The 26,253-nt window shown below is 49.6% G+C and carries 29 protein-coding genes and 1 other annotated feature; of the genes, 26 read left to right on the top strand and 3 right to left on the bottom strand.

What is annotated here, in order from left to right; translation table 11 throughout:
- From ftsZ to AC1DWB_RS20115, 20 genes are all read left to right on the top strand, one after another.
- Positions 1 to 989 (top strand): cell division protein FtsZ (gene ftsZ, locus AC1DWB_RS20210; RefSeq protein ID WP_477542895.1); only part of this gene is annotated, 989 nt, incomplete at its 5' end.
- A gap of 330 nt (positions 990 to 1,319) precedes the next feature.
- On the top strand, positions 1,320 to 2,243 hold the full coding sequence (gene spoIIGA, locus AC1DWB_RS20205) for a sigma-E processing peptidase SpoIIGA (RefSeq protein WP_477542894.1): 924 nt from the start codon (positions 1,320 to 1,322) through the stop codon (positions 2,241 to 2,243).
- Positions 2,244 to 2,288: 45 nt separating this feature from the next.
- Complete coding sequence (gene sigE, locus AC1DWB_RS20200) at positions 2,289 to 3,011, top strand: RNA polymerase sporulation sigma factor SigE (RefSeq protein WP_477542893.1); 723 nt, start codon at positions 2,289 to 2,291, stop codon at positions 3,009 to 3,011.
- A gap of 130 nt (positions 3,012 to 3,141) precedes the next feature.
- Positions 3,142 to 3,924 (top strand): RNA polymerase sporulation sigma factor SigG, encoded by a 783-nt coding sequence (gene sigG, locus AC1DWB_RS20195; RefSeq protein ID WP_477542892.1) that lies wholly within the window; start codon positions 3,142 to 3,144, stop codon positions 3,922 to 3,924.
- A gap of 178 nt (positions 3,925 to 4,102) precedes the next feature.
- A complete protein-coding gene (locus AC1DWB_RS20190; protein ID WP_477542891.1) occupies positions 4,103 to 4,402 on the top strand; it encodes a YlmC/YmxH family sporulation protein in 300 nt (99 codons plus the stop codon).
- A 206-nt stretch (positions 4,403 to 4,608) separates the two neighbouring features.
- Positions 4,609 to 5,865 carry a glycosyltransferase family 39 protein gene (locus AC1DWB_RS20185; RefSeq protein WP_477542890.1) on the top strand — a complete coding sequence of 419 codons (1,257 nt, stop codon included), beginning with the start codon at positions 4,609 to 4,611 and terminating at the stop codon, positions 5,863 to 5,865.
- Positions 5,844 to 6,551, top strand: coding sequence for a glycosyltransferase family 2 protein (locus AC1DWB_RS20180; protein WP_477542889.1), 708 nt, complete (start codon positions 5,844 to 5,846; stop codon positions 6,549 to 6,551). The genes AC1DWB_RS20185 and AC1DWB_RS20180 overlap by 22 nt, the downstream gene beginning before the upstream one ends.
- 7 nt (positions 6,552 to 6,558) lie before the next feature.
- Positions 6,559 to 6,939 carry a DUF2304 domain-containing protein gene (locus tag AC1DWB_RS20175; protein WP_477542888.1) on the top strand — a complete coding sequence of 127 codons (381 nt, stop codon included), beginning with the start codon at positions 6,559 to 6,561 and terminating at the stop codon, positions 6,937 to 6,939.
- A 35-nt stretch (positions 6,940 to 6,974) separates the two neighbouring features.
- The gene (locus AC1DWB_RS20170) at positions 6,975 to 7,292 is read left to right on the top strand and encodes an EamA family transporter (protein WP_477542887.1); all 318 of its coding nucleotides are present in this window, start codon (positions 6,975 to 6,977) and stop codon (positions 7,290 to 7,292) included.
- 7 nt (positions 7,293 to 7,299) lie between these two features.
- Positions 7,300 to 8,343, top strand: a complete 1,044-nt coding sequence (locus AC1DWB_RS20165; RefSeq protein WP_477542886.1) for a GNAT family N-acetyltransferase — start codon at positions 7,300 to 7,302, stop codon at positions 8,341 to 8,343.
- Between the two features lie 30 nt (positions 8,344 to 8,373).
- A complete protein-coding gene (locus AC1DWB_RS20160; RefSeq protein WP_477542885.1) occupies positions 8,374 to 9,036 on the top strand; it encodes a class I SAM-dependent methyltransferase in 663 nt (220 codons plus the stop codon).
- Positions 9,033 to 9,905, top strand: a complete 873-nt coding sequence (locus tag AC1DWB_RS20155; RefSeq protein WP_477542884.1) for a DUF3473 domain-containing protein — start codon at positions 9,033 to 9,035, stop codon at positions 9,903 to 9,905. Before AC1DWB_RS20160 ends, AC1DWB_RS20155 begins: the two co-directional genes overlap by 4 nt.
- 131 nt (positions 9,906 to 10,036) lie before the next feature.
- Positions 10,037 to 10,903: a peptidoglycan editing factor PgeF gene (gene pgeF, locus AC1DWB_RS20150; RefSeq protein ID WP_477542883.1), complete on the top strand. Its 867-nt coding sequence runs from the start codon at positions 10,037 to 10,039 to the stop codon at positions 10,901 to 10,903.
- A gap of 25 nt (positions 10,904 to 10,928) precedes the next feature.
- Positions 10,929 to 11,618 (top strand): YggS family pyridoxal phosphate-dependent enzyme, encoded by a 690-nt coding sequence (locus tag AC1DWB_RS20145; RefSeq protein ID WP_477542882.1) that lies wholly within the window; start codon positions 10,929 to 10,931, stop codon positions 11,616 to 11,618.
- A 30-nt stretch (positions 11,619 to 11,648) separates the two neighbouring features.
- A complete protein-coding gene (locus AC1DWB_RS20140; protein ID WP_477542881.1) occupies positions 11,649 to 12,092 on the top strand; it encodes a cell division protein SepF in 444 nt (147 codons plus the stop codon).
- 23 nt (positions 12,093 to 12,115) lie between these two features.
- The gene (locus AC1DWB_RS20135) at positions 12,116 to 12,388 is read left to right on the top strand and encodes a YggT family protein (RefSeq protein WP_477542898.1); all 273 of its coding nucleotides are present in this window, start codon (positions 12,116 to 12,118) and stop codon (positions 12,386 to 12,388) included.
- A gap of 15 nt (positions 12,389 to 12,403) precedes the next feature.
- On the top strand, positions 12,404 to 13,186 hold the full coding sequence (locus AC1DWB_RS20130; RefSeq protein ID WP_477542880.1) for a YlmH family RNA-binding protein: 783 nt from the start codon (positions 12,404 to 12,406) through the stop codon (positions 13,184 to 13,186).
- 96 nt (positions 13,187 to 13,282) lie between these two features.
- The gene (locus AC1DWB_RS20125) at positions 13,283 to 13,771 is read left to right on the top strand and encodes a DivIVA domain-containing protein (RefSeq protein ID WP_477542879.1); all 489 of its coding nucleotides are present in this window, start codon (positions 13,283 to 13,285) and stop codon (positions 13,769 to 13,771) included.
- 142 nt (positions 13,772 to 13,913) lie between these two features.
- Positions 13,914 to 14,177: a binding site (T-box leader), on the top strand.
- A 71-nt stretch (positions 14,178 to 14,248) separates the two neighbouring features.
- The gene (ileS, locus tag AC1DWB_RS20120) at positions 14,249 to 17,008 is read left to right on the top strand and encodes an isoleucine--tRNA ligase (protein ID WP_477542897.1); all 2,760 of its coding nucleotides are present in this window, start codon (positions 14,249 to 14,251) and stop codon (positions 17,006 to 17,008) included.
- 81 nt (positions 17,009 to 17,089) lie between these two features.
- A complete protein-coding gene (locus AC1DWB_RS20115; RefSeq protein WP_477542878.1) occupies positions 17,090 to 17,425 on the top strand; it encodes a DUF5665 domain-containing protein in 336 nt (111 codons plus the stop codon).
- A gap of 28 nt (positions 17,426 to 17,453) precedes the next feature.
- Here AC1DWB_RS20115 and AC1DWB_RS20110 read toward each other — a convergent pair whose 3' ends face one another.
- Positions 17,454 to 18,182 carry a TraR/DksA C4-type zinc finger protein gene (locus tag AC1DWB_RS20110; RefSeq protein ID WP_477542877.1) on the bottom strand — a complete coding sequence of 243 codons (729 nt, stop codon included), beginning with the start codon at positions 18,180 to 18,182 and terminating at the stop codon, positions 17,454 to 17,456.
- Positions 18,183 to 18,310: 128 nt separating this feature from the next.
- Here AC1DWB_RS20110 and lspA point away from each other — a divergent pair, with 128 nt between their 5' ends.
- The 3 genes from lspA to AC1DWB_RS20095 are packed head-to-tail and all read left to right on the top strand — an operon-like array spanning position 18,311 to position 20,965.
- Positions 18,311 to 18,832 (top strand): signal peptidase II, encoded by a 522-nt coding sequence (gene lspA / locus AC1DWB_RS20105; RefSeq protein WP_477542876.1) that lies wholly within the window; start codon positions 18,311 to 18,313, stop codon positions 18,830 to 18,832.
- Complete coding sequence (locus AC1DWB_RS20100) at positions 18,807 to 19,757, top strand: RluA family pseudouridine synthase (RefSeq protein WP_477542875.1); 951 nt, start codon at positions 18,807 to 18,809, stop codon at positions 19,755 to 19,757. The genes lspA and AC1DWB_RS20100 overlap by 26 nt, the downstream gene beginning before the upstream one ends.
- 50 nt (positions 19,758 to 19,807) lie before the next feature.
- The gene (locus AC1DWB_RS20095) at positions 19,808 to 20,965 is read left to right on the top strand and encodes an aminotransferase A (RefSeq protein ID WP_477542896.1); all 1,158 of its coding nucleotides are present in this window, start codon (positions 19,808 to 19,810) and stop codon (positions 20,963 to 20,965) included.
- A gap of 159 nt (positions 20,966 to 21,124) precedes the next feature.
- Here AC1DWB_RS20095 and AC1DWB_RS20090 read toward each other — a convergent pair whose 3' ends face one another.
- A complete protein-coding gene (locus AC1DWB_RS20090; RefSeq protein WP_477542874.1) occupies positions 21,125 to 22,267 on the bottom strand; it encodes an N-acetyldiaminopimelate deacetylase in 1,143 nt (380 codons plus the stop codon).
- Positions 22,268 to 22,360: 93 nt separating this feature from the next.
- Complete coding sequence (dapD, locus tag AC1DWB_RS20085; protein ID WP_477542873.1) at positions 22,361 to 23,071, bottom strand: 2,3,4,5-tetrahydropyridine-2,6-dicarboxylate N-acetyltransferase; 711 nt, start codon at positions 23,069 to 23,071, stop codon at positions 22,361 to 22,363.
- Positions 23,072 to 23,458: 387 nt separating this feature from the next.
- Between dapD and pyrR the strand changes: the two genes are divergently transcribed.
- From pyrR to AC1DWB_RS20070, 3 genes are read left to right on the top strand one after another with little or no spacing between them, the layout of a single operon-like run.
- Entirely contained in the window at positions 23,459 to 24,010 is a 552-nt protein-coding gene (gene pyrR, locus AC1DWB_RS20080; protein ID WP_477542872.1) for a bifunctional pyr operon transcriptional regulator/uracil phosphoribosyltransferase PyrR, read from the top strand.
- On the top strand, positions 24,007 to 24,918 hold the full coding sequence (locus AC1DWB_RS20075) for an aspartate carbamoyltransferase catalytic subunit (RefSeq protein ID WP_477542871.1): 912 nt from the start codon (positions 24,007 to 24,009) through the stop codon (positions 24,916 to 24,918). The genes pyrR and AC1DWB_RS20075 overlap by 4 nt, the downstream gene beginning before the upstream one ends.
- A 42-nt stretch (positions 24,919 to 24,960) precedes the next feature.
- Positions 24,961 to 26,244: a dihydroorotase gene (locus AC1DWB_RS20070; RefSeq protein WP_477542870.1), complete on the top strand. Its 1,284-nt coding sequence runs from the start codon at positions 24,961 to 24,963 to the stop codon at positions 26,242 to 26,244.
- The last annotated feature ends 9 nt before the right edge of the window (positions 26,245 to 26,253 follow it).

Genomic DNA, 26,253 nt, shown 5'->3' with positions numbered 1-26,253 from the left:
CGGATGCTCAAGCGCTGCAGACAGCCAAGTCGCAGATCAAGCTTCAACTGGGTGAGAAATTGACTCGTGGGCTTGGAGCGGGCGCGAATCCGGATGTAGGTAAGAAAGCAGCGGAGGAATCACGCCAACAAATCATCGATGCCTTGAAAGATTCTGATATGGTATTCATAACCGCAGGAATGGGTGGAGGAACAGRCACTGGCGCTGCTCCCATAATCGCTGAGATTGCCAAGGAATGTGGTGCCTTGACAGTGGGAGTCGTAACGCGTCCCTTCACATTCGAAGGTCGCAAGCGTGCATCACAAGCCGATGCTGGCATCCAGGCACTGAAGGAAAAGGTAGATACGCTTATCGTCATTCCTAATGACCGTCTATTAGAAATTATAGATAAGAAGACACCAATGCTCGAAGCGTTCCGTGAAGCGGACAATGTGCTGCGTCAAGGCGTGAAGGGGATTTCTGACCTGATTGCTGTTCCAAGCTTAATCAATCTGGACTTTGCCGACGTCAAGACAATTATGACCGAGCAGCGTGGATCTGCATTAATGGGGATCGGCGTTGCCAAGGGTGAGAATCGTGCCGCAGAAGCTGCGAAGATGGCGATCATGAGCCCGTTGCTGGAAACGTCGATTGACGGAGCACGTGGTGTCTTGATGAACATCACAGGTGGAGTGAACTTGAGCTTGTATGAAGTTAATGAAGCTGCCGATATTGTGGCAACTGCCGCTGATGCTGACGTGCAAATGATCTTCGGAGCTGGTATTGACCCGAACTTGACTGACGAGATCGTAGTTACCGTTATCGCGACTGGATTCGAACATCGTGCGGCAGCGGCACTTCCACCGTCACGCCGTTCGCCGAGCGTTACGGATCAGCCGGAGAAATATGCGAATCCACTGAAACCGTTCGGAGCTCCTCCGTCAAGCGATCAGCTGGACATCCCAACATTTCTGCGTAATCGGGGCAAGAACAACCCTGGTGGACGCTAATCAACACTTCAATCATACCCAATCATGTCACCAAACGCCGCAGCGTCTTGTACGCTTGCGGCGTTTTTTTGTCGATTCAGAAGGTATATCTTCGCTGATTGTTCATCGTCTCGGCAAACGCACGGCGTCAAAGGACGCCGTCGGGCGTTTATCCTTGTCGTGCAGGGAATCTCATTATCAATAGCTAGTCCAACAAAAGGGGAAGCAAATTTCGCTAAAATTAGATGCAAAACACTGACAAGTTTAGACAGACTTCGGAATAGGCTTACTATATACTGAATTCAATCGAGATTCCGACACATATGGCATGAAGAAGCGGAGGAGCCGGCTGTGGTCGTATACTTGGATCTCATCTTCCTCATCAATTTGTTCGTAGATGGCGTTGTGCTGTATTTGACCTCTTGGACGCGCAAACTTCCAGTGAAGCCTTGGAGAATGTCACTCTCGGCCTTCCTGGGCGCCTCCTACGTGCTGATGATGTGGGTTCCCTCCTTATCATTTATGTTTACGATCGTCGTGAAATGCTTACTTTCTTTTGCCATGATTGCCATAGCCTTCGGGTTTGGGGGAATCCAATCCTTTATCCGCAATCTGGGAGCATTCTACCTGATTAACTTCGCGGTAGCTGGCGGAATATTCGCTCTCTATTACTTCACACAATCGTCCAGTGAAGTTATGAACGGAATTCTGGTGACCCGTACCGGGGGTGTCGCGTATCGGATGCAGATCGGCTTCTGGTTTATCGCGATTGGCTTCACCTTCATGATCTGGTTCTACCGCATGGTGTTGACCTCGCTTCGCAGAAGACAGACGATGACACAGTATTTGGCCGAAGTGCGCATTCATATCGGTGACTTCGAATCACAGTGTACAGGCTTGGTAGATACAGGCAACCAACTATACGATCCGTTGACGCGTACACCCGTTATGGTACTAGAAGCCGAACAATGGAGTGAGATGCTCCCGCCGGATTGGATGAAGCGCATTCGTCAGTCGGAAGTGGATCAATTAATCGCTACGATCGGCGCTGATGAATGGATATGGCAAGACAGACTTCGTCTCGTGCCTTATCGAGGAGTTAATCGTGGGACGCAGTTCATGTTAGCCGTGAAGCCGGATAAGGTGGTGGTCATATTCTCCGACAACGAAATCGTGAATGCCAAAGTTCTTGTAGGCCTCGATGGGGGTAAACTTTGCGCAGACGGTTCCTACCACGCCATTATTCACCCGACGCTCGTGCAAGTAGAAGCTTAGCTTCGAACGCCTTAATACCTAGAAAAGTAATCAGGAGGTAACCCCATGCTCTTGAAATGGAAACTGTTGTTGCATTTGTATTATTATCGTCTGTTATTCTTGATCGGATTGAAGAGTGAGGAAATATACTATATTGGTGGCAGCGAAGCGCTACCGCCTCCTCTCACACGAGAGGAAGAGGAATACTTGCTGGAGAAGCTTCCGTCCGGCGATTCGGCTATACGGGCTATGCTGATCGAGCGGAACTTGCGACTCGTCGTCTATATCGCGAGGAAATTCGAGAACACTGGCATTAACATCGAGGACCTTGTATCGATTGGAGCGATCGGTCTGATCAAGGCGGTCAACACCTTCGATCCCGAGAAGAAGATCAAGCTGGCCACCTATGCGTCCCGATGCATCGAGAATGAGATTCTCATGTACCTGCGCCGCAATAGCAAGCTCAGGACTGAGGTGTCGTTCGATGAGCCGCTGAACATCGATTGGGACGGGAACGAGCTGCTGCTGTCGGACGTACTGGGTACAGAGAATGATACGATCTACCGGAACATTGAAGAGCAGGTGGATCGCAAATTGCTACATAAAGCGTTAGATAAGCTTTCAGAGCGCGAGCGGATCATTATGGAGCTGAGATTCGGCCTGCAGGACGGTGAAGAGAAGACGCAGAAAGATGTTGCCGATATGCTCGGTATATCGCAATCTTACATATCCCGGTTGGAGAAAAGAATCATAAAGCGCTTACGCAAGGAATTTAATAAGATGGTGTGACCCTAGCGCCACGCTTAAGACACCGTTTTCATAGCCTCTCTGGAGGCTTGGGCTGAGCTCTGCCAGCGCATAAAAAAATGTTCCAAGGAGATAATGTACATTAATGTTTCTCCTTGGGAGGTTGTACACGATGACCCGAAATAAAGTCGAGATCTGTGGTGTTGATACTTCAAAATTGCCTGTACTAACGAACGTTGAGATGCGTGAATTGTTCGTACGGCTTCAAAATAACAAGGAGCGGGCGGCAAGAGAAAAACTGGTAAACGGTAATTTGAGACTGGTATTGAGCGTCATCCAGAGATTCAATAACCGTGGTGAATTCGTGGACGACTTGTTTCAAGTCGGGTGCATCGGGCTGATGAAGGCGATCGATAATTTCGACTTAAGCCAGAACGTCAAATTCTCGACTTATGCGGTGCCGATGATTATCGGGGAGATTCGCCGGTATTTGCGGGACAACAATCCGATTCGGGTATCCCGCTCCCTGCGGGACATTGCCTATAAGGCGCTGCAAGTTCGCGACAGCTTGACGAACTCGAATTCACGAGAACCGTCCATCTACGAAATATCGGAAGTGTTGAATGTGCCGAAGGAAGATGTCGTGTTCGCTCTGGATGCCATCCAGGATCCAGTATCGTTATTCGAGCCGATCTACCATGATGGCGGTGACCCGATCTATGTGATGGATCAGATCAGCGACGAGCGGAATAAGGACATTTCCTGGATCGAAGGTATAGCGCTTAGAGAAGCAATGCGTAAGCTGAACGATCGGGAGAAGATGATTTTGTCCATGCGCTTCTTCGAAGGGAAGACCCAGATGGAAGTAGCTGACGAAATCGGCATCTCCCAAGCCCAAGTGTCGCGTCTGGAGAAATCGGCGATTACACAAATGCAGAAACATGTGAAATCATAAACGCGATCAAGAAGCAGCTCTTTTCGAAGGGCTGCTTTTTCGCTTCTTGCAAAAAAAGTACGCCGTTCGTCCAGGGGAGAGGACATTTCCGAACGTCCCGACATATAATGGACTGTAGGCATGGGCGCGGGAAGTTGCCTGCTTGGCCTAACTTCTGGCGATTCGCGGGTGATGCTTCGTGAAAATATCAGATTTTCAATCCAAGGACGTCATCAATATCGTGGATGGGAAAAAACTGGGCCAAATAAGCGATCTTGAACTGGACCTTCGACAAGGGAGAATCGATTCGATCGTAGTGCCGAATCACAGCAAATTTTTCGGATTATTCGGAAGTGGAACCGATGTCGTCATTCCTTGGCGCAACATCGTCAAGATTGGTATGGATGTCGTGCTGGTGAAGTTGGATGATGCCCGGTCTTACAGGGCACAGGATGAATCAGATGTACCTCAGGAGTATAACCGTTCCTATAATAGGTAACGGGTCCCGATTAGGCATGCGTCCATAAGCTGGGCGGAGGCCTTTTTTGGTTTTATGGAGGGGCAAAAATAGTAAGTTTAAAGTAAGCTTAAAGGAAGCTTAAAATAAGCTGAAGAAAAGGACTTGCGAAAAATGCGGAATATGTGCAAAATGGTAGAAGAGAATGCGATTTCAAACTAACTTTGTCATACGGAGCCGTGTCAAAATTGTACAAACTCTTTCTTAAATTCAAGGATATGGACATTATTTACATTCTTCCTCTTATTGCCTTTTCGCTTACGGTTCGCTTACGGTTTTACTTCTGGATGACTTCCACTAATTACAAACTGCCCCCGTCCCCGGACTCCCAATGGTATCTTGATTATGCGCATGCCCTGTTGAATAATTTCAAAATCGGTACGAGTATGAACGATATATTGTATTTGGGCTACAATTTACTGCTTACTCTCCTGTTAGCTGTGTTCAAAACAACGAATGCAGTCATCTTTATTCAGACTGTTACGGCTAGCGTTTGTGTGGTGCTAGTATATAAAATTGCCTTAATGTTGTTCAATCGGGGTACCGCAATAATAGCTTCCATCTTTTATTCGTTATCGTTCCACATTACGTTTTGGTCCATGTATATATTATCGGACAGTTTCTTTATTAGCCTGCAACTGCTCTGTATTTACTTGCTGCTCAAGGCGTTCGACTCCGATAAGAAGCGATATAAGATCTTGTTCATCCTGTCAGCCTTACTGATGCTAGTATTCAGACCGACAGGTGTACTGACGTTACTATTCGTGGGTATCTACGTGTTGATCCGCTTGAACAAGAAGGCGGCCTGGGTGTTCATCCGCAAACATCGATTGGCGATTGGCGGAGCATCTGCAGCGATACTTGTCGCAGCGGTCTACATCATCTCGGGGGACAAGTTGGCCCCGCTCATCGCTTCGATGCAATTAAATGCGAAGATGGTACTGTACAATGTGTACGCAAAGGGATGGATCTATGATCACCCGTCGCCTCACGATTATGTGTACAAGCCAGAGTATAAGATTAATATATTGAATAGCCTTATCTTAAGTTTTATAATTAACAACTGGGATCATATATTGGCGCTGTATGCCAGACGAGGTTTCGCTTTCTTGGGCTTCTGGGTGTGGCGGATCAACGTCATCACTGTTCATGGTCTGATCAAATTTTTCTGGAATATGCTCCCGATCGGTCTGTTCTTTATTGGCTCCTACGCCGCCATCCGGAACAAGAAATTCGTGAAGTCTTCCATCTTGTGGTTGATCAGTCTTGCCGTATTCGTATTCTGCCTCATTACGTTCATTGATGGACTGTACAGGTACAAAGCCCCCGCAATGCCGCTCTTGGCGATTATTTGCGCCTATGGATTAGAACGAATTTTGAACAGAGTGTTTATATTTGCAAAAACTTATGCGGGGAAGCTGCTATGGAACAAGCAAAATTACTGATTGTCGTCCCGGCCTTTAATGAACAGCACAACATATTGAAAGTAGTTCGGGATATTAGGGAGCACATACCAGTCTGTGATATTCTGATTGTGAACGATTGTTCGTTGGACAGCACATCCATAGTGGCCCGCAAGGCGGATGGCGTCAAAGTTGTCGACCTGCCATTCAACCTGGGTATTGGAGGCGCTGTGCAGACCGGCTTCAAGTACGCGCACGACAACGGTTATGCCTACATGGTACAGATTGATGGCGACGGTCAACACATGGCTAAGGAAGTGGACAAGCTATACGATACGATGCTGCGTCGAGGCAGTGATATGGTGATCGGTTCCCGGTTTCTGGACATCAAGTCGTTCCGCACTTCGTGGTCCAGACGGATGGGGATCAAAGTGTTCTACCTCTTGTTCCGCTTGTTGGTTCAGACGAAAGTGACTGATGGCACTTCGGGCTTCCGTCTGTATAACCACAAAAGTATTGAGCTGTTAAGCAAATATTACCCGGATGATTATCCGGAGCCGGATGCTGTCATCTTGCTGAAGAAGCAAGGGTTGAACATCGATGAAGTCGGCGTCGAGATGAGAGCGCGGGAACACGGATCTTCCTCGATCACGTTTCTCAAGAGTCCTTATTACATGGTGAAAGTTATCATTTCAATCTTCTTCTCCTACGTCAGAACAAGGTGGTGAATGGACTATGGAGATCGGTAATTTATACGGCGTGCAGTTGATGGGTGTCGCGTTCAGCCTCATTCTCATCGTCTCTGTGTTCGTAATGGTCCGGGCAAGAATGATCCGGGAGAAATATTCGCTTGTATGGTTCGTAATTGGCTTATTTACGCTTGTGATGTCTGTGTTCAAAGGATTAATGGACTGGTTCTCCAACTTGATCGGCATTTATTATGCACCGTCCGCCTTTTTCGCTATCCTGATTGCCTGCGCGTATTTGCTGTTATTGAATATGAGCATCAGCATTTCCGGATTGAAGATGCATAATAAAGCGTTGACGCAAGAACTGGGGCTAACGAAGCTGAGGCTGGAGGAGCTCGAGAAGAAAGTGAACGAGGGGGACTTATAATAATCAAATATTGGATACTTGCTGCAAATATTATCATGACCGTTGCCGGCAGTACATTGCTTAAGCTCGGCAGCCGATCGGTTGCATTCGAAGGTTCGATGGTTAGTATTGTGCTTGGATATTTAACTTCACCCGTCATTCTTGCGGGCTTTCTCACTTACGGCTTGGCTGCGTTTCTATGGGTATATTGTTTGTCGCAATTCGAGCTCAGCTATGTAACGTTTGTGACCAGTCTTCAGTATATATTGCTGCTGCTCGTATCGATTATGCTGTTCAAGGAGCATATCAGTGCCATGCAATGGACTGGAAGCGCGTTTATCATGATTGGCGTTATTTTCTGGATGAAAGGATAACCAATTGATGTTACGATGTGTTCCGTATTCCGAGTCCATGGAGAAGGAGTGGGATCGAATCGCGTCAGCGTATGGCACGATCTATCATACTGCTTCGTTCAGACAACTATTGCTTCGCTCGTTCGGATACCAATGCATCTATCATGCGATTGTTGATGAACATGATCGGATTCATGCATTGGTCCCACTCGTCGCAGGACGTAACCTAGGGCTGAAGAAGGCAGCGGTTTCCCTCCCATTCGTCAACTATGTCGACATCTGCGCAGTAAGCGAAGAAGCGTTGCAGGTTGCACAGGCTGCCATCGAGCAACTCAAGCTCAAGTTCAGTTTGGATTACATAGAGCTAAGATTGAATAAGATGAGCCATGACCGACCCGGCTGGAATGCCAATCTGCACAATCATACGTTCGTGCTTCCCCTTCAGGACGAGGAAGAGAAGGTGCTCGCACTCTCATCGGGAAGCAATCGTAATCATGTGCGGAAGGTGTACAAGAACAACTGGTTTACGGTTTCTTTCGATCCCGGGCATTTAAATCAGTTTTATAAAGTATATGTGAGAAGGATGAAGCAGCTTGGTTCTCCTGCACCGGACATTCAGTTTTTCCGGCGTTTCTTCGAGCTAATGCCGGAGCACAGCAACCTGCTGACCGTATTGGATGCGGAGACGGGCGAAGTTGTAGGCGGTATGCTGTTGCTGACGAGCCCAGGGAATTCTACGCTGTACTACCCGGTTGGGGCGAACTTGACCGAGTACAACAATAAGTACTTGAACAACTTCATGTATTGGGAAGCGGTCCGATTCGGTATTCGAAACGGTCTCAAGTATTTGGACCTGGGTCGGTCGCAGACCGGGTCGGGAACATACAAGTTCAAGGAACAGTGGGGGGCCATCCCGCAGCAGCTTCATTACTTGGTCTATGCCGGAGAGGGCAAGGTACAAGGGGCGCCGGATAAGGAAAAATTAAGTGTATTCGTGGAATTGTGGAAGAAAATGCCTAGCTTCGTTACCGAGCAGATCGGGAAGCGGCTGATCAAGTATTTATTGCCTTAAAAATGATGAATCTATCGGAGGAACATATAAATGAGCAATTCCAACTGGAAGATGTACTTTGATAAAAAAGCCGAAACGCACGGTGCATCCGTGCAATCATCAGATTACTTTAACGAAGAAAGCTTTTTTATGCAAAGAGACAACACGCTGCGCTGGTTGGGAGAGTTGAAGGGCAAGGACATTCTTGACGCCGGCTGTGGGGTAGGTGCATTCAGTGAGCCATTAGTTGCACACAATTCAGTGTATGGTGTGGATTTCTCGGTGAAGAGTCTGGAGTATGCGGCGGAACGCGGTCTCATCACCATGTCTGAGGACTTGACGGCGCTTCCGTTCGAGGATGGCAAGTTCGATGCAGTCATGTGTATTGGAGTCATCCAATTGATCGAGCAGCACGAGGCGGTCATTCAAGAGCTTGCCAGGGTGACGAAGAAGGGCGGTACACTGCTCGTACAGACATTGAACCGAGGCTCTGTACAGCGTAAGCTGTTAGGTTTATTCGAGAAGAGCAAGAAATTCGAGAAGATGTATGCGATGGACGAGCTTAAGGGTGTATACGAACGACTCGGTTTCGAGCAGATCGAGTTTCTGAAGATGTATCATCCGTTCCGTTTCGTGACGAGAGGAAGCGAGCAGGGTGCGTTCGCAGGTATGTTCAGCACATCGTTCGCGATAAAAGGGAGAAAGAAGATTTGATCCACTCCGACAGTAAGTCCGGCATAAGCAATATGCTCACTTTCGATATTGAAGAATGGTTTCACGCCAATTATGATGGGTTAGAAGACTTTGCGGCCAGCAAACGTAGAGGCTCGAACTTCAGAGCACACATGGATACCTTGCTAGAGATGTGCCGGGAGTCAGGCAGCAAAGCGACTTTCTTCACATTGGGCTGTATCGGTGAAGACTATCCTGACGTTGTGAAGGCGATCGTTCGCGAAGGTCATGATCTGGCTTCGCATGGGTACGGACATCAATTGGCTTACAAGCAGACGTATGATGAGTTTTATGCGGATGTGAAAAAGTCGGTCGATATATTGGAACAACTGACCGGGCAGAAGGTACTAGGCTACCGAGCCCCCTCCTGGTCGATCGTGGAGAGCAATCTGCACTACTTGGAAGCCCTGGAGGATATGGGGCTAAAATACGATGCCAGCATATTCCCAGTCAAGACGTTTCTGTACGGTATCCCTACAGCTCCGCGAGACATTCATAGGCCTGTGGTGAACGGTCGGGAGTTAGATTTGTTCGAGGTGCCGATGTCTGTCATGCGCATGGCAGGTCGGAATATCGGATATTCAGGAGGCTTTTACTTCCGTTTCTTTCCAAGGTTTCTGATCAAACAAGCGATTCGTTCGGCTAATCGGCAAGGGAAGAATGCAATTGTATACTTGCATCCAAGAGAGATCGATGCCCATGAACACAAGCTTCAGCTACCGGCCAAGGAAGCATTCATCCACTACTACAGTGTGGGGCGGACGAAGGCCAAGCTCGCGGACATTATGGCAAGCTTCAACTTCACGTCTATTTCCGAGCATTTGAAGCATAATTATACCATGCAAGTCTGATCCATAGTCTTAGTGATTACACGAGTGGCAAGACGAGTGAGATGTCTCCGGTGACCTGTTAGATCCAGGCTCACATACTTGGGAGGCATCTTTTTTCGAGATACTGGGATCGAAGGAGGCGAATGAGGGACATGACGAAAGAGCCGTTCATAGAAACTTACATAGCCGGCAAACCTGCCGGATTCCATATCAAGGAGTGGGAAGCGCGGTATCCCTTCGTTAGCGCGGGGATGACTTCACGGCATGGGGGTGTAAGTACGGGGCATCTGCAATCGATGAACTGTGCGCTGCATGTACAGGATGATCCTGGACATGTCATCGCGAATCGGGCGGCTTTCGCCGACACGCTCGGTGTCCCGATCGAGGCGTGGACGTGTGCGGAGCAAGTACATGGCAACCGAGTGGCCGTGGTAACAGCGAACGACCGGGGCAAGGGTCGGCTGAGCCGGGAAGATGCATTCCAAGCGACCGATGCACTCATTACACGTGAGGCTGGGGTATGGTTGACGGCGTTCTTCGCCGATTGCGTGCCGCTGTACTTCTTCGATCCCATTCAGCGAGCCGTCGGTCTCGCGCATGCCGGCTGGAAGGGCACCGTGCTGCGTGTGGCGGAAGAGACGGTCAAGGCGATGGCGGATTCATTCGGCAGCCGTCCGGACGATCTACACGCGGCCATAGGGCCGTCCATTGGTTCATGCTGTTATGAGGTCGATGAGAGGGTGGCAGGTCCGGTTCGAGAAGCGTTGCAGCTTATGGGACTGACGGAAGAAACAGACCAATTCCTGCAACCTAGACAGGAACGGGAAGGGAAATTCTTGTTGAACTTGCAACAATTAAACAGACAAATTATGATAAAAGCAGGAATTTTGCCGAGCAGTATCGAATTATGTGGCATGTGCACAAGCTGCAGATCAGACTCGTTCTATTCTCACCGGAAAGAACAAGGATTGACTGGGCGAATGGCAGCATGGATTGGCATAGACCTGAAGCGCCCTTGAACGGCGCGGGAGGCGAGGATCGCACATGAGCATGGAACAACGCATACAGCACGTGGAAGAACGGATTACCGAAGTGTGTCGACGCAGCGGCCGAAGACGAAGTGACGTACAAGTCATTGCAGTGACGAAGTATGTTTCCCTTGAAACGACCCGACTGGCGATGCAACATGGACTTTTACATATCGGAGAGAACCGCTGGCAGGACGTTCAGCCGAAGTGGGAGGCACTTGCTTCTGCTGGGGTTTGGCATTTCATTGGTCATCTGCAGACGAACAAGGTGAAGGATGTGATCGGCAAGTTCGATTACATTCATTCGCTAGACCGGTTGTCACTGGCTGAGGAATTACACAAGCAGGCCGTTAAAAGAAATATTGATGAGGTGAATTGCCTGATTCAACTGAATGTTTCGGGTGAGGAATCGAAGATGGGCTTGGAGCCGGAACGGTTGTTCGAGTTCGCTGAGCAACTGCGTTCGATGCCAAGATTGCGTATTGTGGGATTGATGACGATGGCTCCGTATGAGATGGAGGCTGAAGCAACTCGCCCGGTGTTCCGCAGCTTACGGGAATGGCGGGATAAGCTGAATGCGAGTGAACTGCTCGGATATGAGGCACCGCATTTGTCAATGGGGATGTCCAATGATTACGAAGTTGCCATAGAGGAAGGGGCCACCTTGGTGCGGCTCGGAACCGTATTGGTCGGTAAAGAAAGTTAAAATCCAACGCGAAATGAGGAGGATTATAAGATGAGTGTCATGAACCGTATACTGAATTTTGTCGGACTCCAGGACGAAGAAGAGGTCATAGAACGGGAAAGAATAACGGATGATAATATCGATGAGAATGAAACTTCGTCTGCCGATCCCCGTAAAACAAAGGGAAACATCGTGAGTATTCATTCGCAGCGCAACACGAGGGTGATTCTGGCGGAGCCCCGGTCCTACGAGGAGACGCAGGAGATTGCCGATCATTTGAGGTCGCGACGCCCAACCGTTGTGAACTTGCAACGGGTGCGTCCCGATCAGGCGATACGGATCGTGGACTTCTTGAGCGGGACTGTGTATGCGCTGAATGGCGGTATTTCAAAGATCGGCCCGAACATTTTTTTGTGCACACCCGATTCGGTTGAAATTCAAGGGGCAATTTCGGACATGATGGATGAAGAGGAAGATTACAGAAAATCGAGGTGAACACATTGTCACAAGTAACAATTATGAATATCCAGAGCTATATTTCGCAATTAGGCGTTATTTACCAATATTTAGTTATCGCATATGTGCTCCTCTCTTGGCTTCCTAGCGCTAGAGCGAGCTTTGTCGGAGAAATATTAGCCAAATTGGTCGAGCCATACTTGAGCCCATTCCGGAGATTAATTCCCCCGATTGCCGGGATGATTGACATATCGCCGATTGTCGCCTTGATCGCGCTTCGATTCGTCATTGCCGGGATTAATACGGTTGTTGGTTACTTGCTTGGATTGTTCTAGTAGAGGGTGAAAGACGTGCAGACTGAACTATTCAAGCATTTTCACCCGGATGAACATCACTTTGTCGATAAAGCCTGGGATTGGCTCAATCGGGCAAGTGATCAACATACCGTCAAGCTGACCGATTTCCTCGACCCACGGCAAGCCTATATATTAAGCACACTCGTTGGCCGTCATCCAGATGCTCAAGTCCAACTTTTCGGTGGGTTCGAGGGAGCGGAGCGCAAGCGGGCATGGATCGCACCGGATTACCGGGATCACGATGAGGCGGAGTATAATCTGTCGGTCTTGTCCATCACGTCCGAGGATACACAATTCGCTTCATTGGAGCATGGCGACTTTCTGGGTTCCCTGCTTGGACTAGGGTTGAAGAGAGATAAGCTCGGTGATCTCCATGTTTCGGCTGAGCAGTGTCATTGTGTGGTCGCTACCGAGATTGCCGATTATTTCCGACTTCAGCTTCAACAGGTGCATCGCGTTCACGTCCGAACGGAGTTATTGCCTATAGATCAACTGAAGCCGACTCGTCAGACGCTGGAAGAGATGAACCTTTCCGTTGCCTCTATGCGATTGGATGGTATCGTTAGTGATGTGTATCGACTGAGCCGGGCTAAAGTACTGGCACCTATCAAGAACGGACGTTGTCGGATTAACTGGAAAGTAGAAGAAGATCCGAGTAAGCCGCTTAAGACGGGAGACGTCGTTTCTTTCCAAGGCTTCGGTCGGTTTCGGGTGATCGAGGTCGAAGGAGAGACGAAAAAAGGGAGGATTCGACTGCTAATTGGCAAATTCGTGTAAGGAAGTTGCAGGAATTTAGAACATAGCGTCGAATTTACAGTGAAGGAGAACGGTTCGCTTCGTGTGAAGGCTCCCAAATTTTCAGGAGGTGCACCAATGCCTTTAACGCCATTGGACATACATAATAAGGAATTCGGCCGACGTGTACGCGGATATGACGTAGACGAGGTTAATGAATTTTTAGATCAAGTCATAAAAGATTATGAAGCGCTTATTCGTGAGAACAAGGACTACCAGAATCAAGTGCATGGCTTGCAGGAGCGGCTGAATCATTTCTCGAATATCGAGGAGACACTCAGCAAGACGATTATCGTAGCCCAGGAAGCAGCGGATGAAGTGCGCAGCAACTCCAAGAAAGAGGCACAGCTTATCGTCAAGGAAGCAGAGAAGAACGCCGATCGCATCATCAATGAGTCGCTCTCGAAGTCCCGCAAAGTCTCGATGGAGATCGAGGAGTTGAAGAAGCAAGCATCGATCTACAGAACGCGATTCCGGACATTGGTCGAAGCCCAACTCGAAATGCTGAAGGGTGATCAATGGGATACGCTGAACAGTGTCAAAGAGAAGGAATCGATTATGGAGTAAGGGTCGGTCAAGTTGACGGACTGCCTTCCATTCGCTATACTTCTTCATATAATGCTGTAGGAAACAGACCGCGCATGCGGTTGTTTTTCTGAGATCGTATATAGAAGCTACGAAGGCCGACTTCACTTTGTGGAGTTCATATAAGAAAGCGATGACTGGGACGAGTAAATCCGATCGTTCGGCAGCAGCGAGTTAGGGACAGTGGAAGCCTGACAGCCGGAGCGGATTGAATATCACCCAGGAGCGTCTCTCGAAGGATGACTGGAGTATAGGGTCAACTAGAGATCACCGGGTGATTCCCGTTATGCAATCGTCGAGTGAACGAATCATAAGCGGCTGTTGGATTATCGACATCGTATTGTTCGTTTATGAGGGTGGTACCGCGAGATAACTTCTCGTCCCTTGTTGGGATGAGGAGTTTTTTTTATGGAGCGGAACGTGCAGCCTTACATCTATTTGAAGGAGAGATTATGCCAAATGGATTACAGTAAAACATTGAATTTGTTGCAAACGGAATTCCCGATGCGCGGCAACTTGCCTCAAGCCGAACCGAATATGCAGTCGTGGTGGGATGAGATCGACATTTATGCGAAGGTGCAGGAGCGTAATCAGGGCAAGGCCAAGTTCATTCTGCATGACGGTCCTCCCTATGCCAATGGTGATATTCATATTGGACACGCACTGAACAAGCTGTTGAAGGACTTTATCGTCCGCTACAAATCGATGGAGGGTTATGACGCGCCCTATGTGCCGGGTTGGGATACACATGGACTGCCGATAGAACAGGCCATTGCCAACGGAGGCAAGGTCGATCGCAAAAAAATGACGGTAGATGAATTCCGCCGTTACTGCGAGGAATATGCCTTGCAATGGGTCGAGCGTCAAAAAGGGCAATTCAGAAGACTAGGGGTACGTGGGGACTGGAACAATCCTTATGTAACCCTCCACCCTCAATATGAAGCGCAACAAATTCGCGTCTTCGGAGATATGGTGAAGAAGGGCTATATATACAAAGGGTTAAGACCTGTCTACTGGTCACCTTCTTCGGAGAGTGCTCTGGCCGAAGCGGAGATTGAGTACCGGGAGAAGACGTCAGCGTCCATCTATGTTTCGTTCGACGTGAAGGATGGTAAAGGTGTAGTACCGCAGGATGCAGCGATTGTAATCTGGACGACAACACCGTGGACGCTGCCGGCGAACCTGGCGATATCCGTTCACCCGGAATACGAATACGTTGTTGTGGGGGAAGGGGGTCGCAAGTTCGTTGTAGCTCAAGGCATGCTCGCTTCAGTCGCGAAGGAGCTGGGTTGGAACGAATGGCAGACGCTCGCTACAATTAAGGGGGCTGAGCTTGAATATGTAACGTGCAGTCACCCGTTCTATGATCGGGAGTCCCTGGTTATTGTTGGTGAGCACGTTACTCTGGAAGCGGGTACGGGTTGTGTTCATACGGCTCCAGGACACGGGGAAGATGACTTCTATGTCGCGCAGAAATACAACCTGGGCGTACTGTGCCCGGTCGATGATCAAGGGCATCTGACAGCTGAAGCACCTGGATTCGAAGGCGTATTCTACGATAAAGCGAATAAACTCATTACAGACAAGCTGGAGCAGTCCGGGCATCTGCTGAAACTGAGCTTCATTCAGCATCAATATGCACATGACTGGAGAACGAAGAAGCCAGTCATCTACCGTGCTATGGAGCAGTGGTTCGCTTCGGTCGATAAATTCCGCAATGAGATGCTGGAACAGATTAAGAGGATCAACTGGACGCCTTCGTGGGGCGAGATCCGCCTGCACAACATGATTGCGGACCGGGGAGACTGGTGCATTTCCCGGCAGCGCGTATGGGGAGTGCCTATCCCGATCGTGTATTGCCGAAGCTGCAATACTCCGCTTGTGAATGATTCGACCGTCGAGCATATTGCCGGCATCTTCGAAAAAGAAGGATCCAACGCTTGGTTCATCCGCGAAGCAAGTGAGCTGCTGCCGGAAGGGATCGTCTGTCCGCAGTGTGGGCATGAACATTTCCGTAAGGAAACGGACATTATGGACGTCTGGTTCGACTCTGGCTCGAGCCACGTAGCCGTATTAGAATCGCGTCCCGAGCTCCAGTGGCCGGCGGATCTGTATCTGGAAGGCTCCGACCAATATCGCGGCTGGTACAATTCCTCATTGATTACAGGTGTAGCTGTACGAGGGCAATCACCGTATAAAGGCATTCTGAGCCATGGCTTCACATTGGATGGCGAAGGGCGCAAGATGTCGAAGTCCTTAGGCAACACGATCGACCCGAATGTAGTGTGCGGCAAGCTGGGGGCGGATATTTTGCGTCTATGGGTATCTTCCGTAGATTATCAATCGGATGTGCGCATTTCGGACAATATATTGACCCAGATCACGGAAGTGTACCGCAAAATCCGCAACACCCTGCGTTTCTTGCTTGGCAATCTGACGAACTTCGAACCCGCGACCGACAAAGTGGCGTTCAATGAACTGAACGAGCTGGATCAGATCGCGATTATCCGATTGAATCGGATGGCTGACAAAGTGCTGAAAGCGTACGAGAACTACGAGTTCCATATCGTATATCAAGCTGTTCATCATTACTGTGCCGTGGAGATGAGCGCGTTCTACCTCGATATTGTGAAAGATCGCTTATATGTAAGCGGGGCGGATGATTCTGAGCGGAAAGCGAGCCAATCCGTATTATTCGAAGCGTTGACGGTTATAACTAAGTTAATCGCGCCAATCGTTCCTCATACTGCTGATGAAGTGTGGAAATACATTCCAGGTGTTGAAACTACCAGTGTACAGCTAACGGATATGCCCGTTATCGATGCCTCCATCTACAACGAGGAGCTAGAGCAGAAGTGGGATCAATTGAACGAAGTTCGGGATGATGTATTGAAGGCACTGGAAACGGCTAGGAAAGACAAAGTGATCGGGAATTCATTAAGTGCAAGCGTGAGCCTGTATCCGAACGAACAGATGGAGAAGCTGTTGCGGCAGTTCTCTAATCTGGATACGTTGTTCATCGTATCGAATGTAAAGGTATATGATGCATCGGATGAGGTTCCAGACGTTGCTATGAAGCTGAATGGGATTGCGGTTCAAGTGTTATCGGCAGAAGGTGAGAAATGCGAGCGATGCTGGATCGTCACACCTGAAGTTGGAACGGACGAAACCCATCCTACGCTTTGTCCTCGTTGCGCATCCGTAGTCAACCTACTATAAGAAATGACCCAACTGCTTGCGGAACCCAGCTGATATAACCTGGTTTTCCGCGAGCAATAGGGTCATGAGAAGGGAAGGGTAATGATGGACGGATCAACTGGCGATCACAGCAGTTCTTTGGATCAGAAACAATTGACGGGCTTGAACAAAAGATTGGACTCAATCGCCACTCAGATGGAGAAGACTCAAATCGCCGACTACGTGATGCTGTTGAACAAACCCAAGCGATTAATCCTAATCAACTTGATGTCCGGTATTGCCCGTGGAGTAGGAATTGCCATCGGATTCACTGTATTTGCTGCCGTAATCTTATATGTGCTTCGACTGTTAGGCGCATTGAACTTGCCCATTATTGGAGATTTCATTGCAGATATCGTTAAGATCGTTCAAGTGCAGTTGGAAGGACGAGCCTTCTAATCCAAATGCGAGCAACCCTTATGCTGGATCACACATCTTCATAGGAATCTGGTTCCAGCAAAGGTTCGCCCTCATTATGATCCATATATTGTTTATAGGTCCGGTTTCGAATGACGGTGACGTTCTGTCCATACATATCGGTGGCAAGAAAGCTTTCCAAAGCTTCTACGTAGCCTTCGTTCTCGTCCGATTCGATGTACATTTCACTGTAATCCGTAACGTTGGGATTTTCCGCCATGGCAGGAGAATTGGACGTTCCCCAGCTCTCTACGATTTGCCAAGCGTCTTCGCCGTCGAACTCGGTTTCGTTGTTCGACTCATCGAAGCTGGTGCGGCCGAAAGGCGGACTCAAGAATTGCTCTTCAACCGGCCGATTATGAGTGACGAACGTATCCGATGCATGCTGTTTGCAGGTTGTCGCGGTAGGCACAGCCTGTAACCGTTCGAAAGGGATCGCACCCCCACAAACGGTACAATGTCCGTATTCGCCCGCCTGCATCCGATTGAGCGCATTTCGCGTTTGCTCCAGAAGATGCTCGGCATTCTCATTTAAGGCAATATCTTTGCCACGTTCGAACATCTCCGATCCGAGATCGGCAGGGTGGTTATCGTACGCAGACAACTCACCCGTGGAAATACTCAAGGAATCATCAAGTCCGAATTGTTCATTAAGCTCGAAATGCCGTTCGAGATCTGCTTGTTCTTGTTGTAAGGAACGACGAAGCTCATCCATTTGCTGTTGATCCAAATGACTCATTTTACTCGACTCCTTTCTTGTGCACATGTTCGCATGCGTATAGGGTTTACGGAGACACCTTATTTTAGTGAAGGAATTATCAGGTATGTCCGAGGTTGAATCGATCCCTATTGCAGGAGGATGAATACATGATTTATTATTTATTAGCTGTATTGGTGCTCGTACTTGATCAAATTACGAAGTGGGTCATTGTGCATACGATGGAGTTGTATGAGACTCGATCGGTTATTGGGGAGTTCCTACAGATCACGTCTCATAGAAACCGTGGCGCTGCTTTTAGCATCTTACAAGATCAGCGCTGGTTCTTCGTAACGACTACTATATTCATTGTAGCGGGCATCATATGGTACTTAATGAAAATCCGCAAAGATTCAACGAAAAAACTGCTCTGTGTGGCGTTAAGCTTACTGTTGGGTGGAGCTGTTGGTAATTTTGTAGACCGGGCTTTGTTCGGGGAAGTGGTCGATTTCATTCAATTTCACTTTCAATTCTCGATCTTCGGCTTAGACATCGATTACATTTATCCGATCTTCAATGTGGCTGATTCAGGCATTGTCATCGGGGTCATCTTAATATTCGTGGATTCCGTTCTCACTTGGCGGAAGGAAAGAAGAGGTCAGACGCATGAACTGGACGGATCAGGAAACTGAAGGTAATGAACCGCTGGAATGGAGAACAGAACCAGAGCAAGCGGGGGAACGAATCGATAAATTCATAACTGAATCGTTGGATGAAGACGTATCACGGTCACAAATTCAGCTGTGGATTAAAAGTGGTCATGTTCAGGTGAATGGCGCGCAAGTCAAGCCTAACTATAAGCTGTCAGTCGGTGAAGTGATTACATTGGAAATCCCAGCGCCGGTCGATAAAGATATTGTGCCCGAGAATATTCCGCTCGAAGTTGTCTATGAAGATTCAGACATGATTGTAGTGAACAAAAGCAGGGGGATGGTTGTGCATCCCGCTCCTGGTCACAGTTCAGGTACATTGGTTAATGCCTTGATGTATCATTGTCATGATTTGTCGGGTATTAACGGTGAACTGCGTCCTGGTATTGTGCATCGCATTGACAAGGATACGTCAGGATTGTTAATGGCGGCCAAGAATGATAAAGCACATGTCTCGCTGGCTCAGCAGTTGAAAGAGCATACCGTAACACGGGTGTATACGGCTGTTGTACACGGCCGGGTCGCTCATGATCACGGTACGATTGATGCACCGCTTGGTCGAGATGCGGTGGATCGCAAAATGTTTACGGTGACGAATCGAAACAGCAAGCAGGCGATTACGCACTTTCTCGTCTTGGAGCGAATCGGGGACTACACGGTGTTGCAATTGAAGTTGGAGACTGGTCGGACACATCAGATCCGTGTGCATTTGAAATTCATCGGGCATCCGCTTGTTGGCGATCCGGTATATGGTATCAAGGGGCACCGGGACAAGTGGATGAACGGTCAGGCCCTGCACGCGGGTGTGCTCGGGTTCAAGCATCCTCGGACCGAAGCGTATATGGAATACGTAGCGCCGCTGCCGGATGATATGAATAAGCTGCTGGAAGTGCTTAGAACGGAATAAGCTGCGAAGGGTTACGTCACTTTGTGGGGTGTAGGAAGGGGAATTTCATGTTGGAGCATCTCGTTAATTCGAGCGTACAGGGGATTCAGATCTCAGGTATCCGTAAAATATCGAATATGGTGGCAACTTACAAGGATGCTTTAACACTTACGGTTGGACAACCGGACTTCCCAACTCCTGCTCATATTGTCGAGGCAGGAAAACGCGCGCTGGACAGCAATCGGACGATATATACGCCGAATGCAGGGTTGCCTGAGCTTAGACAGGCTGCTGCTGCATTCGTTCGGGTCAAGTATGGGTTGGACTATAACCCGGACAGTGAAGTCATTGTGACCGCCGGAGCGAGTCAGGCATTAGACATCACCCTGCGCACCATTCTTGAAGAAGGTGCAGAGGTTATTTTGCCGGGGCCGCTATATCCGGGTTATGAACCGATCATCCGCTTATGTGGAGGAGTACCGGTTTATGCGGATACGACGGGGACTGGATTCAAGCTGACGGCTTCGCTCGTGCAGCAGCATTTGACTGAACGTACGCGCGCTGTTGTATTGTGCTACCCGTCCAATCCGACGGGCAGAGTGATGACAGCCGATGAGTTAGCTGAAATTGCGGAACTGCTGAAGGATCGCGATGTATTCATCATCTCGGATGAAATCTACAGCGAGCTGATCTATGACGGTGTTCATCATTCCATTGCAACGATCGATACGATGCGCGAGAAGACGATTGTGATCAACGGGGTGTCGAAGTCGCACGCGATGACAGGCTGGCGTATCGGGTTCACATTCGCGCCGGCCTACCTTACTCAACATATGGTAAAGGTACATCAGTATAACGTCACATGTGCTAGCTCGATTAGCCAATATGCTGCGATAGAAGCGTTGACGAATGGGTTGAATGATGCGGAGCCAATGAAGGTGGAGTATGTCAAGCGACGGGACTATGTGCACGGTCGTTTGCTGGCGATGGGTTTGCAGGTGGAGAAGCCGGAGGGCGCATTCTACTTGTTCCCGTCCATCCAACCGTTCGGGTTGAGCTCTATGGACTTCGTAATGAAGCTGTTGGAGGAGGAGCGGGTTGCTGTTGTACCGGGTGACGCATTCTCAGGCTTCGGAGAAGGTTATGTAAGGCTCTCATACGCATATTCGATGGAAGTGCTTCAGAAGGCGTTGGATCGAATGGAGCGCTTCGTGCAACGGATTGGGTAACAAGGAAAAACGCCCATCGGCGTCCTTTGACGCCGTGCGTTTGCCGAGACGATGAACAATCAGCGAAGATATACTTTCTGAATCGTTAATAAAAACTACCGCTAATGTCTTCGGATGAGACCCAAAGGGCTCGATTCGTTGACATTAGCGGTAGTATTATTATTGGGCTGATTTCCACCTGAAGTAACGGGTGACCGTGTCGATCGCTACGTCTAATGCGGCTTCGTTGGGCTCCAACTTGGCGTGATGCAGGCCGTACGGCGTGTTCACACCAAGCCAGAACAAAAAGCCGGGGATGTGTTCCAGGAAGTAACCAAAGTCTTCGCCGGTCATCGCTTCTGTGCAATCGATAAAGCGAATAGCCTTATTGTCTTCACTTGTCTGAAGCCATTCGCGGAATTCCAACGTCAATGTTTCGTTATTATACACTTGCAAATAATTCGAACCGTAATCGATGTCCACCTTGCATTCAAAGGCCGCTTCAGTACCACGTGCCAACGCCTCGATTCGCGACTTGATCAGCTGCATTGAGCTGTCAGATAATGTCCGGATCGTACCTTCCAGTCGAGCTTTCTCCGCGATGATGTTCTGGCGCGTGCCAGCCTCGATCTTGCCTACGGTGACTACTGCGGAATCCAACGGATTGATGTTGCGCGAGACAATACTCTGCAATTGCGTCAAGAAGTGGGCACCAGCCACCACCATATCGTTCGCGAGATGTGGGTATGCCGCATGACCGCCCTTGCCGGTTAAGTCGATGAACAGCTCCGAAGTATTCGCGAACAGAATGCCAGGCTTGGTCGCGATCGTACCGACCGGATATTCAGGAGCGACGTGCAGCGCGACGATCTGTTCGGGCAGCCAAGCCTTGAATTCCTCGCTGTCACGCATCGGTAGCGCGCCACCAGGACCTTCTTCGGCTGGCTGAAAGACGAGGATGAGATCATCCTCCATAGGATTCTCAGCGAAGCTTGCTAACACGCCCAGACCAATCGTCATATGGAGATCATGACCGCAAGCGTGCATGAACCCTGGATGCTCCGACTTGAAGTCATAGCTCGTGTCTTCCTGTATCGGCAGCCCGTCCATATCGGCACGAAATCCGAAGCGCCGCTTCGGATTCGTACCGTTTACTTTGACCAGAATGCCAGTACGCCAAGTCCGGACTTCGATCCGATCCTGTGGAAGTGACGCGATAATTTGTAACAACAGCTGTTGGGTTTTGAATTCTTGGAATCCCGGTTCGGGAATCCGATGAAGCTGTCTACGGATGTCGGCGTATGAGCCTATTGCCGATGTCATAAGCTTGTCCCTCCTGAGTGTGCATACATGTCCCGGGGTTCCCGCAAAGTACTAGGAATAGGCTGCGAAGGCCCACATCACTTTTGTGGGGTTCTAGAGGGTGCGAAGCTCTTGCAAAATTTCCGTCTTGGATTTCGTTTTGTCGTCCACTTGCTTGATGACGCGAGCAGGAGCTCCTGCTACAACGGAGAATGCGGGTACATCGGTCGTTACAATAGCCCCGGCAGCAACGACGGCACCTTGTCCAACGCGTACACCTTCCAGAATAACGGCATTCGCGCCTACAAGTACATCGTCTTCAATGACACACGGCTGTGCGGATGGGGGCTCGATGACGCCAGCTACTACTGCACCTGCGCCGATGTGACACATTTTGCCTACTTTCGCCCGACCGCCCAGGACAGCATTCATGTCGATCATGGTACCTTCGCCAACGGATGCGCCGATGTTGATCAGGGCGCCCATCATGATAACGGCATTGTCGCCGATGGAGACCATATCGCGAATGACAGCGCCTGGCTCAATGCGAGCATTGATGTACTTCAGATCCAGCATAGGGATCGCGGAATTACGGCGGTCATTCTCTACGACATAATCGGCAATGTTGGATTTGTTGTTCTCCAACACGGATTCGATTACTTTCCATTCTCCGAAAATGACGCCTGTGTTGCCTGTGATGAAGGTTTGGATGTCGGAGCCAAAATCGACGGTGTCCAGATTTCCCTTCAAATATACTTTCACCGGTGTTTTTTTCGTGCTGTTTTTAATGAAATTAATAACTTCCATCGTATTCATTTCAGTCATGAGAATTGTCTCCTTTATAAGTGGTCTACCCTCTTTTATAGCACAAAAAGGGTAGGTCGATCAATGTTGAGCATAGCTTAAGTAATGCGTGTATTGACTTAATTTGTCGAACGTGAGATAATGTCTTTCAGCTGAATAGCACCTTTAAGTCGGTCCTGTGAGACTGGCAAGGTATTCGAATGGAAGTAAAGAAGGGATTCTCTGCTCGGGCGCGTCATGTCCAAGCTGGAGGACACTCCCGGAGTGAGGTTTCTCAGCCCTTGCTCTGGTGTGCCTCAGGTCGCCTTTTTTCGAACTCCTTGCCTACGGGTGAGGAGTTTTTTTATTGGACCCTTTTTGTGGGGGGGTTATTGAACCCGGGATGACAAAGAAATGGAGGCGCACACGATGGCTCCTGACAAACACGTCATTATGGACGAAATTGCAATTCGACGAGCGTTAACGCGGATTGCCCATGAGATCTTGGAAAAAAATAAGGGTGTGGAAAACTGCCGGCTGATCGGAGTACGCACGAGAGGCATTTACTTGGCAAGACGAATCGCCGAACGAATATCTGAGATCGAGAATGTCCCTGTACCCGTGGACGAGCTGGATGTGCGTGGATACCGCGACGATGTCGCACGGGTACATTCCGGAGCGATGGCTCCGGCAGGCAGCCAACTGGAGATCAAGGACAAGACGATCATCCTGTTCGATGATGTGCTGTTCACCGGACGAACGGTTCGGGCTGCCATGGACGCTCTAATGGACTTGGGCCGCCCTAGAATGATCCAACTGGCCGTCCTGGTCGACAGGGGACATCGTGAGTTGCCCATCCGCCCAGATTACGTAGGCAAGAATGTGCCTACCTCGAAGTTAGAACAAATCGAAGTCCGCTTGGACGAAGTAGACCGGATTGATGAGGTCATCATACTACAACAAAGGGGACATGCGGAATGACACAAACTTATGTGGGAATCGACCGTCACTTACTCGGGCTGAAGGACTTGGGAGCAGAAGAAATCCGCAGCATCCTAGATCGCGCAGCATATTGGGAGCAGCAGCCGAACAAGGTCACACATATGCTGGACGGCCAATTCGTCGCCAACATGTTTTTCGAGAATAGCACGCGTACTCGGTTCTCCTTCGAAGTAGCCGAGAAACGGCTGGGGGCTGAAGTGCTGAACTTCGCAGCAGCGGCATCGAGCGTAGAGAAGGGCGAATCGATCTACGACACGGTCCGAACGTTGGAATCGATGGGGATCGATGCCGGGGTCATTCGGTTGAAGCCGATCGGCATGCTTGCTGAGCTCGCAAGCAAGATCAATGTTCCATTAATTAATGCCGGGGACGGCAATAACGAGCATCCCACTCAGGCCTTGCTCGACTTCTATACAATGCGCAAGCATTTCGGCGACATTCGCGGACTAACCGTCTCGATCATCGGTGACATCTTGCACAGCCGGGTAGCCCGCTCGAATTTGTGGGGATTGCAGAAGCTGGGAGCACGTGTACAGTTTTGCGCTCCAGCTAACATGCAGGCACCTGAACTGGGCAGCTTCGCCCCCTACGTCGACATGGAAGAAGCGTTGCAAGCCGACGTGGTCATGATGCTGAGGGTACAGCTGGAGCGCCATGAGAAGGGGATGCTGAGTTCGGCTGAGGAATACCGCGCGCAGTACGGCTTGACCGTCGAGCGTGCAGCAACGATGCAACCCCATGCGATTATCATGCATCCGGCTCCGATCAATCGGAATGTGGAGATTGATGATGAACTGGTGGAATGCGAGAAGTCGAAGATATTCACCCAAATGCAGCATGGCGTTCCGATTCGGATGGCGGTCGTGGAACGCGCATTGCGAGGATAAGTTCTAGACTGGATATATAATCAAAAGCTTTGGGAGGGACTTATGGGAACTTGGATACTTAACGGCCTTGTTGTTGAAGCAGGCAGCACGGAGTCAATCAACAAGCATGTGTACATCGAGAATAACCGTATTGCGGATATAAGAACAGGCGAAGTTCCAGATACTACGGGGCATGAGGTGATCGATGCGACGGGCAAGTTGCTCTCCGCGGGATTGATCGACATGCACGTACATCTTCGCGAGCCGGGCTTCGAGCACAAAGAAACGATCGCAACGGGAACGGCATCGGCCGCACGCGGAGGATTTACGACGATCGCCTGTATGCCGAATACGCGTCCAGTCATTGATACGGTAGATACCGTAAACTATGTATTGGATAAAGCTCAGACCGAGGGTTTAGTAAGAGTGTTGCCGTACGCGTGCATTTCCAAGAACCAACTTGGTCGTGAGCTAACGGACTTCGCTGCGTTGAAACAAGCCGGTGCGATCGGCTTCACGGACGACGGAGTAGGGGTGCAGAGTGCGCAGATGATGAAAGACGCGATGGCGCTCGCCGCTTCCATGGACATGCCCGTCATCGCTCACTGCGAAGACAACACGCTGGTAGAAGGCCGTTCGGTGTCGGAAGGGGCATTTGCTCGCAAGCACGGGCTGAAGGGCATTCCGAATGAATCCGAAGCGATTCATGTTGGCCGCGATATTCTTCTTGCCGAAGCGACAGGCGTGCACTATCACGTCTGCCACGTCAGTACAGAACAATCCGTACGTCTGATTCGGCAGGCGAAGCAGCTGGGCTTCCGAGTAACAGCTGAAGTGTGCCCGCATCACCTGCTGCTTTCTGACGAGGATATGCCTGACAGCATGGACGCCAACTGGAAGATGAATCCGCCACTACGGACGCCAAGAGACGTGCAGGCTGTGCTGGAGGGACTGGAAGACGGGACGATCGATATTGTCGTCACCGACCACGCTCCGCATAGCGAAGCAGAGAAAGCACGCGGCATGCAGCTTGCGCCATTCGGTATCGTCGGCTTCGAGACAGCGTTCCCGCTGCTCTACACGAAGTTCGTCATGACAGGACGATGGACGCTTGAGTTTCTGATCGACCGGATGACAGCCAAGCCGGCTGAAGTGTTCGGCTTACAGAGCGGCAAGCTGGTCATTGGCGCGGAAGCAGACATTACATTAATTGATTTGGACACCGAGCAGGCCGTGAACCCGGAGACATTCGCGAGCAAGGGTCGCAATACACCGTTCACCGGTTGGAAGCTTAAAGGCTGGCCGGTATTGACTATGGTAGCCGGCAAGGTTGTTTGGACAGCATAACGATAGGGG

This window comes from Paenibacillus sp. P4_E11 (assembly GCF_056401635.1).
This window is presented reverse-complemented; position numbering and strand designations above follow the sequence as displayed.